At 48.7% G+C, this 15453-nt stretch carries 11 protein-coding genes; 9 read left to right on the forward strand and 2 right to left on the reverse strand.

The window, feature by feature from the left end:
* The first annotated feature begins 481 nt into the window (after nt 1–481).
* From sat to JXQ28_01590, 5 genes are all read left to right on the forward strand, one after another.
* A complete protein-coding gene (gene sat / locus JXQ28_01570; protein ID MBN2276409.1) occupies nt 482–1702 on the forward strand; it encodes a sulfate adenylyltransferase in 1221 nt (406 codons plus the stop codon).
* A gap of 57 nt (nt 1703–1759) precedes the next feature.
* Nucleotides 1760–2200, forward strand: coding sequence for an adenylyl-sulfate reductase subunit beta (gene aprB, locus JXQ28_01575; protein MBN2276410.1), 441 nt, complete (start codon nt 1760–1762; stop codon nt 2198–2200).
* Nucleotides 2201–2221: 21 nt separating this feature from the next.
* Nucleotides 2222–4144, forward strand: coding sequence for an adenylyl-sulfate reductase subunit alpha (gene aprA, locus JXQ28_01580; protein ID MBN2276411.1), 1923 nt, complete (start codon nt 2222–2224; stop codon nt 4142–4144).
* Between the two features lie 141 nt (nt 4145–4285).
* A complete protein-coding gene (locus JXQ28_01585; GenBank protein ID MBN2276412.1) occupies nt 4286–4573 on the forward strand; it encodes an ogr/Delta-like zinc finger family protein in 288 nt (95 codons plus the stop codon).
* Nucleotides 4561–5394 carry a YkgJ family cysteine cluster protein gene (locus tag JXQ28_01590; GenBank protein ID MBN2276413.1) on the forward strand — a complete coding sequence of 278 codons (834 nt, stop codon included), beginning with the start codon at nt 4561–4563 and terminating at the stop codon, nt 5392–5394. Before JXQ28_01585 ends, JXQ28_01590 begins: the two co-directional genes overlap by 13 nt.
* Before the next feature lie 84 nt (nt 5395–5478).
* Here the strand turns inward: JXQ28_01590 and JXQ28_01595 are convergent, their stop codons facing one another.
* Nucleotides 5479–6129 carry a hypothetical protein gene (locus JXQ28_01595; GenBank protein ID MBN2276414.1) on the reverse strand — a complete coding sequence of 217 codons (651 nt, stop codon included), beginning with the start codon at nt 6127–6129 and terminating at the stop codon, nt 5479–5481.
* A gap of 716 nt (nt 6130–6845) precedes the next feature.
* Between JXQ28_01595 and JXQ28_01600 the strand changes: the two genes are divergently transcribed.
* Genes JXQ28_01600 through JXQ28_01615 form a run of 4 tightly spaced genes read left to right on the forward strand, consistent with a single transcriptional unit; the run spans nt 6846 to nt 12493 of the window.
* Nucleotides 6846–8198 carry a radical SAM protein gene (locus tag JXQ28_01600; GenBank protein MBN2276415.1) on the forward strand — a complete coding sequence of 451 codons (1353 nt, stop codon included), beginning with the start codon at nt 6846–6848 and terminating at the stop codon, nt 8196–8198.
* A gap of 3 nt (nt 8199–8201) precedes the next feature.
* Nucleotides 8202–9308: a radical SAM protein gene (locus JXQ28_01605; protein ID MBN2276416.1), complete on the forward strand. Its 1107-nt coding sequence runs from the start codon at nt 8202–8204 to the stop codon at nt 9306–9308.
* Between the two features lie 19 nt (nt 9309–9327).
* Complete coding sequence (locus tag JXQ28_01610; GenBank protein ID MBN2276417.1) at nt 9328–10782, forward strand: B12-binding domain-containing radical SAM protein; 1455 nt, start codon at nt 9328–9330, stop codon at nt 10780–10782.
* Entirely contained in the window at nt 10736–12493 is a 1758-nt protein-coding gene (locus JXQ28_01615; GenBank protein ID MBN2276418.1) for an ABC transporter ATP-binding protein, read from the forward strand. Before JXQ28_01610 ends, JXQ28_01615 begins: the two co-directional genes overlap by 47 nt.
* Nucleotides 12494–12585: 92 nt before the next feature.
* On the opposite strand, the gene JXQ28_01620 is transcribed toward JXQ28_01615, so the two are convergent.
* Nucleotides 12586–15453, reverse strand: a 2868-nt coding sequence (locus tag JXQ28_01620) for a T9SS type A sorting domain-containing protein (protein ID MBN2276419.1), incomplete at its 5' end; no start/stop codon positions are given.

The raw sequence follows: 15453 nt of genomic DNA on the forward strand, positions 1-15453 counted from the left end.
CATTTTTCTCCATCTGATTTCCAAAGAAGACCCAAAAAGGCGTCTGATCGAATTCGCCGAGCACCCTGAAAATACCATATATTTTGTTTTCGTCGCGGAAAAGACGTTTCCAAAATGTTATAATTATCAAACATTTATGCCAAAAGGCTTCCTCAGGGCCACATGTCGCAGGTCCCCATAAACAGGAAGATGGCACGAATAGTTGATCCAATGGAATCTCCCGGATGCCTGTCATAATCAGGGAGTAATCTCGCCGACAGACATAAATTATTAGGATTGAAAAACTTTTGTAAAATAATTTAATCTGAGCCACATGAAATATTAAAAAAAAACGTTTCCCCTCTTGACAAAGCTTGTGAAAAAAGTTACATTCTTAGCGTAATTATATGGCAGTGGGATTTGTGAATTAATTCACAATTTTTATTATAAAGACGAGAAATATCTAATTATAACATTTACTCTAACGAAACGGGTATGTAACATGTCAAAACTAATTTCTCCACACGGAAGTGATAAGTTGAAGATCTTGCTTCTTGAAGGCAAAGAGCGCGATCAAGAACTCAAGAAAGCTGAATCGCTTCCCAAGGTTGTCATGACTTCTCGCGAAACCGGCGATTTAATCATGATGGGGATCGGCGGTTTTACGCCGCTGGAAGGTTTCATGGGACAGGCTGACTGGAAAAGCGTGTGCGCCGACATGAAACTGACTAATGGCGTTTTCTGGCCGATTCCGGTTACTCTTTCTCATGACCAGAAGGTTGCTCCGGGTACGGAGATATGTTTGATCTCCGGTGAAACCAATGAAATCATGGGCACCATGAAGGTGACCGAGTCCTACCAGATCGACAAGGAATTCGAGTGCAAACATGTTTACACGACCACGGATATGGAACATCCCGGTGTGCAGATGGTCATGAAACAGAAAGCCTGGAATCTGGCCGGACCGGTCAAGGTTCTTTCCGAAAGCTACTTTCCCAAGGAATTCGCGGGTATCTACCAGCGCCCGGCCGAAAGCCGCAAGATTTTCGAAGAGAAGGGCTGGACCACGATTGCCGCCCTGCAGCTGCGGAATCCGATGCATCGCTCTCATGAATACCTGGCCAAGATTGCGGTGGAAGTCAGCGACGGCATTTATATCCACCAGCTCGTCGGGAAACTGAAACCCGGTGATATTCCTGCTGAAGTCCGGGTCAAGTGCATCAACACCCTGGTGGAAAATTACTTCGATAAAAATCGTGTAGTTACCGGTGGTTATCCTCTGGATATGCGTTATGCCGGGCCACGGGAAGGTCTCCTGCATGCCGTTTTCCGTCAGAATTTCGGTTGCACCCATATGATTATCGGGCGCGATCATGCCGGTGTCGGTGATTACTATGGTCCTTTCGATGCCCAGCAGATATTTTTCAAACTCTGGGATGGTGCTCTGAAATGCAAGATGCTGCCGATTGACTGGACTTTCTGGTGCTACAAATGCGGCGGGATGGCCTCAATGAAGACCTGTCCTCACGGCAAAGAAGACCGTCTTTTCCTCTCCGGCACGGCGCTACGCAAGGCTCTCTCCGAGGGCGGCGAGGTTCCGTCCGAATTCAGTCGTCCCGAAGTCCTGGCCATTTTACGCGAGTATTATGCCAGCCTTAAGGATGAAGATAAGGTCGAAGTCAAGATGCACGGTCATGCTACCGGCGATGCCAAAAAGAAATAGGAAAAAATCAAACGTTTAATTGGCTTTTTTGGATAAACGTAAGTTTAGGAGGTATTAATGCCAAGTTTTGTGAACCCGGAAAAGTGCGATGGGTGCAAGGCACTGGATAAAACTGCCTGTCAGCACATTTGTCCGAACGACCTGATGGTCCTCGACAAAGCAAAGATGAAGGCCTACAATCAGGAGCCGGAGATGTGCTGGGAATGTTACAGTTGCGTCAAGATTTGCCCGACCCAGGCCATCGAAATCCGCGGCTACGCCGACTTTGTCCCTATGAATGCTTCGGTAACGCCGATGCGTTCGACCGACAGCATCATGTGGACGGTCAAATTCCGCAACGGAATGCTGAAACGGTTTAAATTCCCGATTCGTACCACCGAAGAGGGTAAGGCTCAGCCGTCCGGTGGTTTTGCCACCGCTCACGCTGATCTGAACAGCCCGATTCTGGCTCAGGAGCCGGAGGCCCTGAAACTGTCGGAAGTTTATACCATCAAGTAAAAATCAGGAGGTTAGTAAGTAATGGCAAAATTCGAAACTGTAGAAGTCACCACTGACCTGCTGATTCTTGGCGGTGGTATGGCTGCATGCGGTGCGGCCGTCGAGGCTTCTTACTGGGCTAAGAAAAACAATTTGAAGGTTACTCTGGTCGATAAGGCCGCCATGGATCGCTCCGGCGCTGTGGCGATGGGTCTCTCGGCCATCAACCAGTATGTTGACCTGACCAGCGGTAAGAATACCGTTAAGGATTACGTCGATTATGTGCGCATGGATCTGATGGGTATCACCCGCGAGGATCTGGTTGCCAATATCGCCCGCCATGTCGATTCGACCGTGCATCTCTTCGAAAAATGGGGTCTCCCGATCTGGAAAGATGCCGAGGGCAATTATGTTCATGAAGGTCGCTGGCAGTTGATGATCAACGGTGAATCCTATAAAGTCATCGTGGCCGAAGCCGCGAAAAACGCTCTAGCGGAAGCCGGCGGCGAGTACTATGAACGAATATTCATCGTTGAGCCGTTGATGGATGGCGATCGCGTCGCCGGTGCCGTTGGTTTCAGCGTTCGCGAAAACAAATTTTATGTCTTCAAGGCCAAGGCCGTTATCGTTTCGATGGGTGGGGCGGTCCATGTTTTCAAGCCGCGGAGCACCGGTGAAGGTCTCGGCCGCGCCTGGTATCCGCCGTGGAACTCCGGTTCCTCAGCCTATTTCACCATCCGGGCCGGCGCTGAAATGACCAGCCAGGAAGTCCGTTTTATCCCGGTCCGTTTCAAAGATGCTTATGGTCCGGTCGGAGCCTGGTTCCTGCTGTTCAAATCCCGCGCCACCAATGCCATGGACGGAAACTACATGGTCGAGCGCGTAGGCGAACTCGAAAACTGGAAACCGTACGGGCTGGTGAAACCGATTCCGGCCAACCTCCGTAACTGGCTGGGTATGCTCGATATAATGGAAGGTAAGGGCCCCATCTATATGAGGACCGAAGAAGCCATCCAGAAGATCGCTTCCGAAGCCGGCGATGAAAAAGCGGCCAAGAAGAAGCTTAAAGAGCTTGAAGCTGAAGCCTGGGAAGACTTCCTCGATATGACCATTTCGCAGGCCATTCTCTGGGCCGCCACCAATGTCGAGCCCGAGAAGAAATCCTCCGAAATCGCCGCCGCCGAACCATACTTCATCGGTTCCCACTCCGGTGCCTCCGGCGCCTGGGTCAGCGGTCCGGAAGATCTACAGACCGGTGAAACCAAGAGTGAATATTTCTGGGGTTATGCCCATATGGCCACCGTTAAGGGAATGTTCTGTGCCGGGGATGCCTCCGGGGCCTCCTCGCACAAATTCTCGTCCGGTTCCCATGCCGAAGGTCGTATTGTCGGTAAAGCGGCCATTAAATTCATCGTCGATAACAACAATCATGCCAAAGTCGATCAGGCTGAAGTGGATGCTCTCAGAGAGAGGCTTCTCAAGCCGATCGACAATTTCGAAGCCCACAAGAACGCTTCCACCGATCCGACTGTCAATCCTAATTACATTCTGCCGAAGATGTTCATGTTTCGTCTGCAGAAGATTATGGATGAGTATGTCGGTGGTGTTTCGGCCCAGTTCTCGACCAACAAAGCTCAGCTCAGCCGCGCCCTGGAATTGCTCGGCTTCCTTCAGGAAGACTCCGAGAAGCTGGCGGCCCGGGATCTGCATGAACTGATGCGTTGCTGGGAGAATGTCCAGCGCATGTGGCAGGCCGAGGCTCATGCCCGCACCATCCTGTTCCGTGAAGAAACCCGCTGGCCCGGTTACTACTTCCGTGCCGACTATCCGAAACTGGATGACAAGAAGTGGCATGTCTTCGCCAACTGTCGCTGGGACCGCGACAAACACGAGTGGGAAATGATCAAACGCCCGATGCTCCATGTTTATCCCCAGGCTAAGGAGCATGAATTGCTTGGCGGTTGATTACCACCTGCGCTTTTCGAGTGATTACTCCGATGATATTATCGGAGTCTGATATAAATCTCCAGGCGTTCGGCAAACGGCGCCTGGAGATTTTTCGTAGATTTTTTGATTTTTACGATATGACCGTAGAGGATTGATTAAATGAGCCGCGAAATTTATACCTGCCCCTATTGCGGGCAGGAGCTGAAACCCTGGGCTACACCGGAAATGGCCTGCTGGAGCACCAGGGTACAGTATGTCTGCTTTAATGACAACTGCCCCTATTTTCTCAAGGGATGGGACTGGATGAGATCGCAGTTCCAGGTGAATGCTTCCTATCGCCACCGTTTCGATCCTGTCACCGGTGAAACCGGCCCGTTGCCGGTATGGTCGAAAGATGCCATGAAAAACGGTATTATTGAAAACCAGGAGAACCAATGCGAGAATTAGAAAATCTCAAGGAACATATTCTTAAGGATTATCCCCGTCTCGATCGAAGCAGTCAATTCACTTTTGCCTGTCACAAAAATGTTCCATGTTTCAATGAATGTTGCGGTGATGTCAATATTTTCCTGACCCCCTATGATATTATCCGATTGAAAAAGAATCTCCGTATAAGCTCGACCGAGTTTTTAAAAAAATACACTCTCTCCCCTTTTGATAAGAACCTGAAATACCCGGTGATTCTGCTTATGATGGGCGATGATGCTAAGAAAAAATGTCCCTTTGTCGGTGAGCAGGGTTGCCGCGTGTACCCCGACCGGCCCTGGGCCTGCCGGATGTATCCATTGGGAATGGCCTCACCGGGCGATGAATCTCCCGATCTTGACCGTGAGTTTTATTTCCTGCTCCGGGAGAGTATTTGTAAAGGTTTTAACGAGGATCGTCAACTGACGGTCGAGCAATGGCTGGACGATCAGGGAATCAACGAATATGACCAGTATGGCGAATATTTTAAGAAACTAACCACTCATCGTTTTTTTCTTGAAGGGGGTAAACTTACGCCACAGAAAATCGAAATGTTTTTTCTGGCCTGTTATGATATCGATCGTTTCCGCAATTTCGTATTCGAAAGCAGTTTTCTGGAAAAATTCGAGGTTGACGATGTCATGCGTGAAAAGATACGCCGGGATGATCTTGAAATGCTGAAGTTCGGCTATAACTGGCTTCGTTTTTCCATGTTCGGCGATTCAACCATGACGGTCAGGCAATCGGTTTACGATTCCCGTAAGGCCGAACTTGATGCAAAAATGAAAAAGGAGAAGGATTAAGAATCCGGCCAATAGTGACTACTCAACGATTCCCCAAAAATACCAATTTTGGATTTATCCCCGATTGTCATAATCGGGGATTTTTTATAAGCGGCCGCGGACCAATTCGCCGACCGTTTTTTTCTCGAGATCACCGTTCACGAAATTATAAATCATAACTGCGGCGGGATCATCCATCAGGCTTCCAATAGCGCCGGAAAAGGTCAAATCACCCAATGACTTGAGAGCCAGAATCGAGGCCGCTCTCATTTCCGGATGGTCATCGTTCAGGGTTTCGGCGATCTGTCCGGCCACATGGACAAATGGTTTCTTTTTCAACCTTGCCGCCCTGGCAATAGCCAGCCTGGTTCCTCGTTCAAATGGCTCTTCGATCACGAATGACGACAATACGAGTCCGTATTCATCTATCAGAGAGGGAACGTTGACAAGTATTTCGCCGATGGCTTCGGGGGCGTGCCAGCACAAATTTCCCGATTCCTCGTTCATCATCCAGAAAAGACGGGTCAGAGTCTGCCGGACACCCTCGGGATTCGTTTGAACCAGTTGTCGGGCTACAAGTCCGATTGCCTCGATAGCCCGCCATCGAATCAATTCCTTGGGCGAGAACAGGGTTGAAATCAATATTCGATTTATTCCCGTATCGTTTTGTCCCCAGGATTGAATTATATCCATATCGCGGGCATGCAATATTTTTTCCACGTTTGATTTTTGAATTCGAAAGCCGGATTTTCCCATATTCCCTGCCGATTTGGTCATTATTCCATCTCGCGGTTAATTTATTAGACTTATACTTTAACAGTCTATTATACTCATTCCGCCAGTCTCGAGGCAACCTTTTTAAGCGCGGCGCCAAACTGATCTATCAAATTAATTGAAACGATCACATTGTTCGACAATCGATCCGTCATCTGCATTGCCCGGAATAGATTTACCTTGACAAGAAGCCGGCAAAGCCGTTTATTTTAAATAAGCTATGTACTAAAAAATGGGTTAAAAGCGCTGGTTGCTGATTCCAGATACTAACGGCGTCTTCTCTGATAACGTCTCTAAAAGCGCTTTTTGAATAGGAATAATATGGTATGGGTAAAGAAATATGCATATACCATTAATCCACCCCGGCAAGATAATATATTGCATCAACGGTCAATTTAAGGAATAGTTCACGTATCATTATATCTTAATGATACGTTGTGTATTAACCCTTTAACCATTTACCACCGTTATTCAAGTACCTAAGGAGGTGAGAGAATGATTTATCTGGTGGATCCGGAAACTGCTGTTAAGCAGAAATGCATTCCGTTTGTCTGCACAGCGTTCTGCAAGCCGGGCAATGTCTATTACCCAATGTATGGCATTGACCCGCTGGAAGCTTAAGTAAGAACGAAATCAGAATGGGAGGGGTTTTTAACCCCTCCCGTATAATGGCAACAAATAACCGGCAGTGTGATTTTATGGCTAAGTTTTCAAGATATAATCATTTTCAACCCTGGAAGGACGGTAATTATATCGCCTACAACGCCCGAACCGGGGCCATTGCACTGATGACCGAGGAAAATTATCGGGTCTATCGAAATATGTATGAGAAACTATCTCGGAATCCTGTCACCGATCCGGATCCGGAAGAAAAGGAATTGGCGGAGCAATTGAAATATGGCGGATTTCTTCTAAATAATGATGGCGATGAATTGGACCAGCTTGAATTCCGGCACTTATTAAACCGCTATGACCGCACTTCGCTGGGGCTGATTGTCGCCCCGACCATGGCCTGTAATATGGCCTGCAAGTATTGCTTCGAATCCGATAAAAGGGGCCGCATGTCTACCGAAACGATTGAGGCTCTGCTTCAGTTTATCGAAAAACAGGCTCGAAATCTTGATTTTGTAGATATTGCCTGGTATGGCGGCGAGCCGCTTTTGGCTTTGAATATAATCGAGGATATAACCGAGTCGGTACTGGATCTGGCCCGAGAATATAAAGTCCGTTATGCCTCATCGATGATTACCAATGGCTATCTCCTGACCCCGGAAAATGTTGATAAACTGGTAAAACTTCGCGTTTCCAGTTTGCAGATCACACTTGACGGTCCGCGCCGGGTGCATGATGAAAACCGGCCCCTCAAAAATGGCCGAGGATCTTACGACACCATTCTGCAAAATATTAAATACGCCTCAACCAAGCTGGCGGTCGGGCTGAGAGTGAATATTGACAAGAATTTCAACGGGCAGGTTTTGTCGGAATTGCTTGAAGAATTGAATGATAACGGTCTTCGGGATAAAATCGGCCTTTACTTCGGGATGCTGGAACCGTGGTCCAATGTCTGCGTCAATATCGCCGAAGGCTGTTATAGCAGTCTTGAATTTTCGAAGGCAGAAATCGAATATTACCGTTTGCTTCATGAGGAAGGTTTCAGTATTGAAAAACTTCCCATGCCGATCTCAGTTGCCTGCCTGACTCAGAATGTCAATTGCTTTATTGTCGATGCCGACGGTGATTTATATAAATGTTTCTGTCAGGTCGGAGACAAAAAACTGAGTTTCGGCAATATCCGTAATGAAATCGATTATGATCACCCCAATTTCAGGCGCATTTTCGGACTCAATCCTTTCAAGGATGAAATGTGCCAATCATGCGATATTCTGCCTATCTGTATGGGTGGTTGCCCGGCTCGCCGGGTTGATCGAAATCTGAGCGGTGAACAATTGTGCGAATCCTGGCGGCATAATCTCCCCCAGATGCTGGAGATAATAGCCCTATCCAAACAACAGCAGAAAAAACAAAAAACAGCTGAGATAAAGGAGTCATAAACCATGAGCGATTTCGAATTTATTCCCCGGGCCGTGGTCTGGGAAATTACCTTCGCCTGTAATATGAACTGCATCCATTGCGGTACCGCGGCGGGAAAGAAACGAGAGAATGAGTTGACCACCGAAGAAGCGATGCATCTTATCGACGAACTGGCTGATCTGGGAGCGACCCAGATTACCCTGTCCGGTGGGGAACCGATGTTAAGAAAAGATTGGCGGGAGCTGGCGCGAAAAGTCAAATCCCGCGGCGTCCAGTGCCTGTTGATAACCAATGGCTATATTGTCACCCAGGAAATAGTCAATGATTTCGCGGCTTTGAAAATTGATCGGGTCGGGGTCAGTCTCGATGGCATGCAGGAAACGCATGACAAAATCCGACGCCGCAAAAACAGCTGGGAGAGGGCGATCAATGCCCTTAAAATGATCTGCGATAACGGGACCATCGCGCATACTGCCGTCAGCAGTATTTCAACTCTGAATTTCCATGAACTCGATCAAATTCGTGATAAACTCCTTGAAATCGGCTGTAAACGATGGCGGATACAGATGGTGACCGGGACAGGTCGGATGCAGGAGAGCAAAAATGAGGTCATGACCGTCGAAATGCTGCCCCGCTTTATCGACAAGTTGATCGAATACAAAAAGGACAATCGAATTCATATCAGTGTCGGCGAGAATATCGGCTATTTTGGCTGTCGCGGCACTGAATTGTGGGATGATATGCCCTATTTCGGATGTTTCGCCGGAACCCGGATTGCCGGGGTCGAATCCGATGGCACGGTCAAGGGTTGTCTCTCGATGCCGGAAGACTTCGTGGAAGGCAATATCCGCGATTCCTCATTTAAAGATATCTGGAATAATCCCGAGGGCTTCGCTTACAATCGCCAATTTACCCGGGAAACAGCCGATGGGGAATGCCATGATTGCCGGTACCTGCCGCTTTGTCGGGGTGGGTGTACTACGACTTCCTTTGCGGCCACCGGAAGCCGGGCCAATAATCCGTACTGCATTTACCGGATCGAGAAAAAACAGGGCATTAAACCGCGGGAGACCCAATTGATTCGGGATATTCTTGCTGATTTTGAACCGGTCGAAGCGGCCGCGGATTAGACAGCGAAGGAAAATATCGGTGATAGCCGGAAAAAAACCATCCATCCTGATGGTCTATCCGTCCTGCTTTTATTATCCCAATTATATGAGCAGGTTGGAGTTGAAGACCTCACAGTTGCTTCTGGCCTCGTATTTGGCCCGATATTTCCCGGTTGAGTATGCTGATTTTGAAATTAGTATCGGTCGAGCCAATTCCGAGCTTCAGGTTAAAAGGTACACCCGTCAGGTAAGGAAATTTTTGGAGGAACGGGAATTTGACATCCTGGCCATATCCTGCTGGACCAGTTTATCTTATCAGGCCACCCTGGTTACCGCCCGAATCTGCCGGGAGTTATATCCGGATCGACTGATTGTCGTCGGGGGTTATCATCCCTCGGCCCGGCCGCAGGACTTTATCACCGATGATAAAGTCGTGGACTATGTATTACTGGGCGAGGGCGAGTTAACACTGAAGGATATTGCGGACGATTTTGGCCATTCCGGCCGCCCCGCCGGGACCGTTATTGCTCCCTGCAAAACCTTGCCCGGGGAGCAATTCGTTGATTACGATTGGACCCTGCTGGATGGATTTGTCAGCACTCACTTCCCCGATGGTATTCCGAGTCTGTACCTTTATTTATCCCGTGGCTGCCCCTTCGGATGTACTTTCTGCATGGAACCCCTTAAAGAACGCAAATGGCGGGCCTATCCTCCCGAAACGGCAATAAATATTCTCCAGACCGCGGCTAATCGGTTTAAAGCCTATTCCATTGCCATTTCCGATGCCTGTTTCGGCATGAGAACCTCATGGCGAAAAGAATTTCTGAAACTACTGGAGAAACTCAAGCCCGAATACTGGTTGATTTTTGAAACCCGGCCGGAGTATCTTGATGCCGAAGATATCAAGATGTTATGCGGTCTTAAGGTCGAAGTGCAATTCGGAATCGAAAGCGGCAGTGCCGATATGTTGTCATTGATGAAAAAAACCAGACAACCGCGCCGGTTTCTTGACAGGTTCAGCGATATCAGCCGGATGCTCTCCGAGCATGATATCCTCCATCGCGCCAACCTGATATTCAACCATCCCGGAGAAACCAGGCAAACACTTCGGGAAACGTTCGATTTTATAGATCATGAACTGGAACGCCGGGATAGTACCCTTATCTGGGCCCCGCATGGCTATATGCATTTCCCGGGATGCGAACTTGATCGCAACATGGAATTCTATTGCGATAAATTCGGCAGTCGTTTTATCAGCACCGACTGGTGGAAAGGAACGACCGACCAGTATGAAAACAGCCTGAAATTCATCCCATCCACGGACCTGGAGGGTAATGACACGGATATGTGGCGTCGGATGATTGCCGAGCGCGAAGAGAAATTCAAAACCACGCTCTCTCCCCGGGCTTTCCGGTTTGCCGCCAACAAATATCGCCAGGATTGGAAAAATGACGCTCGATACGAAGAAAGTAAAAAGGCTCTGGGACTATCTTAGACCGTACTGGCATTTAGAGCTTCTGACCTTTCTGGTCATGGCAGTCCTGGCCACCCTGGCCCTGGCCTTGCCGGTGGCTGTTAAATACCTCATCGATGATTTAATACCGGGTCTGATCGCCGGCGCCGACAATGGTATCAGGATCAAACCGGTAGTATATTTCGGATTAGTCCTGGGCGGGATTTATTTCGCCCAGATTATTTTTTCCTGGGCCCGGGATTATCTGGCCGGATATATCGGAGCCAATATTATCGCCGACCTGCGGTCGCAGTTATTCGGCCACCTGGAGCGTCTTTCTCTCAAATTTCACCAGTCCCATCAGGTCGGGGAAATCATGTCCCGAACCATTTCCGATGTGAATCGCATCCAGAGTCTGTTAACCTCGACTTTACTCATTTTTCTGACCAACATTTTCATGCTGACGGCCATTATGGTCTATCTGTTAAGCACCAATTGGATTCTCACTTTGGTTGCCATAATTCCCCTTCCGCTTACAATTCTGCTGGCCAACAAATTCGGAATCCGATTGCATCGGATCAGCAAAAAACTCCAGGAAACCATTGCGTCATTTTCCGCCCGTCTCCAGGAATCACTGGTTTCGATCAAGACCATTAAAGCCTTTGGACAGGAATCAGCCGAACAGAAGAAAATGGATAAAATCCTATCGGGGCTGACGGCGCTTTATGTTAAAAACAGCGTCACCATTTCACTGTCGGCCAATCTTGTGAATTTCGTCAACATGATCGGGCCGATAGTTGTCCTCTCATGGGGCACCTATCTTATTGCCGGGGGAACAATGAAACTGGGAACCCTGATGGCTTTCTATATGCTTCTCTCCTACTTGTACACTCCGGTTCAAAGCCTGGCCTCTTTGCACATAGAAATAAAATCAGCCATGGCCTCGGTTGATCGGTTATTCGAATATCTCGATATTCCTCCGGCTGTAATTGAACATAACAATCCGATTATACTGCAAAAGTCCCGGGGAGCCATTGGCATTGATAGTATAAGGTTCCATTACCAGGACAATGGTTTTGGTCTGGAACATTTTTCTCTTAAAATTGCCGCGAGAGAAAAAATCGCCGTGGTCGGCCCCTCCGGTTCCGGGAAAACAACCCTTGTTAATCTGATTGCTCGTTTCTATGATCCTGATGCGGGAACAATATCTCTGGATGGGATTGATATGCGCCGCATATCTCTGGAATCGCTTCGCCGCAATATAACCCTGGTGGATCAGGAACCGTTGTTGTTTAAGACAACGATATTCAATAATATCGCTTATTCCAATCCCGATCGAAATCCCGATGAAGTGAAAAAGGCGGCCATAGTGGCCAATATTCATGACTTTATTATGAGCCTTCCTGACGGCTATGAAACCGAGGTGGGCGAACGAGGGGTGACTATTTCGGGCGGAGAAAAACAACGTATCTGCCTGGCCAGGGCTATTCTGCCCGATCCGGCTATTCTGATTCTCGATGAAGCCACTTCCGCTCTCGACTCGCGTTCCGAGGAGTTAATTCAGGAGGCTCTCCAGAATATTCTCAAGGATAAAACCGCCATAATTATAGCGCATCGCCTCTCGACTATCCAGCACGCCGACCGGATAATAGTCATTGACCGGGGACGTATTATCGACCAGGGAAGTCACGAGGAATTACTGGAAAAATCCCCCCTGTATCGTGAACTGGCCAAAAGACAGCTTAAAATATGATTTAACGTAATTAGGAAGACGGCGGAGAATTGCCTCAAATAAAAAGGCCCTGAGATTTCAGGGCCTTCTCTTTTTACCGGATATTACACCGGTTATTTTATCAAAGCCATTTTGCGGGTCATCCGGTAGTTTCCGGCTTCGGCTTTGTACAGGTAAATTCCCGATGCGAAATCAGAGGCATCCCATTCAACCCGAACCTTGCCCGCCTCGGATGAACCTTCGAAGTTCGCCACCCTCTGTCCGGTGACATTGTAAACTTCGATTTTCCATTCTGAACTGGACGGGAGATTCAATTCAATCATGGTGATCGGATTGAACGGGTTGGGATAGCATGTCAGAGCAAAATTGTTGGGAATTATCTTGACGGCATACTGGTTGCCATGGTAATCGGCGGCCTCCGCCGAAACAATCCCTGCCTCGGTTTGCAGGATTTCTCCACTGCACGTGAATCCCTTTTCGAAGCTGTATATCAGGACATTGGTATTGATACCGTCATAGGACGAGATTATATCCATATGAGCCGCATCATGTCCCGGTTGAATTTCGGCCCGGCCTTCCAGAACCAGATGAACGGCGCCCAAATCCCTGTTGACGGTAATGACACTACCGCTACTGACAAACTCGGCGTTGATGTCAGGCGCTATTTTGGGAACCGGGCTGTTATCGCCGACTATGGTACGTATCAGATAAACCAGATCAGCAACCGTCAGCATGGCCCCGTCATAGTTAACATCAGTTGCCGCACTCTGACCATCGACATTGATCGTGAAAGCCGACAAACTGAAGATAAAGTAGTTGGTAAAGACAATGGCATCCCCGATTTCATTGGGAATACCGTTAAGATTGACATCACCCGGAGCATCAATGCTATCCCGGCAGATAATATCGATACCTCCATAGACGAATTCTATACACCTGATGGCGCTCGGTTTTTCCGGATCGGGATTGAGACAATTATCCGGAGCGCCGACAAACGGTATCCGTGATGACTCGGGATAATTAGTTTCGTCCTCTTCATCCCAGATCAAACCACCTTCAAAGTTGTAGATTCGATTGTCAATATAGAGGTAATCACCCTCCTGCGAGGAGAATGTATTGTCGCCGCAATTATCCCAGAAGAAGTAGATGGGAACATACTGGCAATTCATATTCAAGTCATTGGTTACCAGGAATTGTATCCGGGCCAGTTCATAAACATCGGCGTCGGGCGGTCCATAACAATCCGGGTGGTTGCCACCATCATTCGACTCGGCCATGGCTATTATCCGCAAAAGGCCCGATGGGCAGGCATCGCCGCAATTACCATTAGATCCGAATCGATAGGTGAAATATTCCCAATCGCAATCCTCGAGCCACTGACCGGCATAAGCTCCCGCGGCTGTCAGAGCCGAGTTATCATAAGCAATCAGGAAATCAAAACCGCCTATTGGGTAGGACGAATTCTCCACCGTAATTGAGACATTCTCATACTGCCCCTGGTGAGTATTGTGGGTTTTCTCGATTTTAACAATCGGGCATACTGTCAGGCGTTTGACAAAGACATCCGTGACACAATAGGCTTCGGCCCCGCAATCATCGGTGGCCGTCAGAGTTATGGCATAAATGCCTTCATCCGATGCTGTGAAACAAACCTCATTGCCAGACAGGACACCGCCCTCGACCTCATAACCGGCCAGATTTCCATCGGGATCACTGAAAGCAAACCCTGAAACACATACCTCGGCCGGGAATTCAGTCAGCTTCACGGTGGTTAAACCGGGACATGTCACTTCCGGCGGATTATTGAGGGTTACGTTAATCGTGACTGACGAAGTATCAGCCGCTCCGCAGGAATCAGTCGCTATAAGCCGGATGGTATTATTGCCCGCTGTGGGGACAAAACAAACGGTGTTGCCATTTAGAGTCCCCTTGTTGACACTGCAGGTCGCCAGATTATCATCGACATCACTGCAACTGAATCCAGAGATACAGATCTCCTCAAGGCTGCAAACTGATATCTCCTGATCATCCGGGCAACCGGCCACCGGCGGAGTGTTAACGGTTACCGTGATATTGGTCACGCAGGAATCAGCCAGACCGCAGTCATCGGTAGCTATCAGAGTCAACTGATTGACACCCGGCACCGGAGTGAAACAGATCATGCCGGCATTCAGCGTTCCGCCGATGGCTTCGCAGGAGGCCAGATTATCATCGGGATCACTGCAGGAAAATCCCGGCAGGCATATTTCATCGAGTTCACACACGAATATTTCGGCATCACCGGGACAGGTGGCTATCGGCGGATTATTTTCAGCGAAGGTTATATGCTGAATACACTGCGAGTTATTGCCGCAGGCATCGGTCGCCGTCCAGGTCCGGGTAATAATATCGCCGACGACCGCATCGGAATAGGTCACAGTCGGAGCTGTATCGCAATTATCGGCCGCAGTGGCATAACCTGTGATCGAGGGATCTGAGGAACCGTAACATTCAATAATATAATCGTCCGGACAGGAAATCGTCGGCGAAGTATTATCGCTCACAGTAATAATCTGCTGGCATTGTGAGCTGTTGTTGTTTTCATCGGTCGCCGTCCAGGTCCGGGTAATTGTCTTCTCCTGAGGACAACTTCCGGCTGTTTCACTATCAGCGTAGGTAATCACCGGCGAGCTGTCGCAGTTATCGGTCGCAGTCGCTGACCCGGTATTGGCCGGATCAGTTGATTCGTCACACTCAATCGTAATATTGCCCGGACAACTGATTACAGGAGTAGTGGTGTCGTCGATAGTGATCACCTGCTGGCAGGTGGCGCTGTTGCCGCAGGCATCGGTCGCCGTCCAGGTTCGCGTGATGACCCCTCCACTGCGGCTGTCAGAATAAGTTATTATTGGGGTAGAGTCGCAATTATCCGTCGCGGTGGCCGTGCCGGTATTCGATGGGTCAGTCGACTCATCACACTCAATCGTGAGATTCGCCGGACA

It is taken from the genome of Candidatus Zixiibacteriota bacterium (assembly GCA_016933955.1).
GTDB lineage: Bacteria > Zixibacteria > MSB-5A5 > GN15 > PGXB01 > JAFGTT01.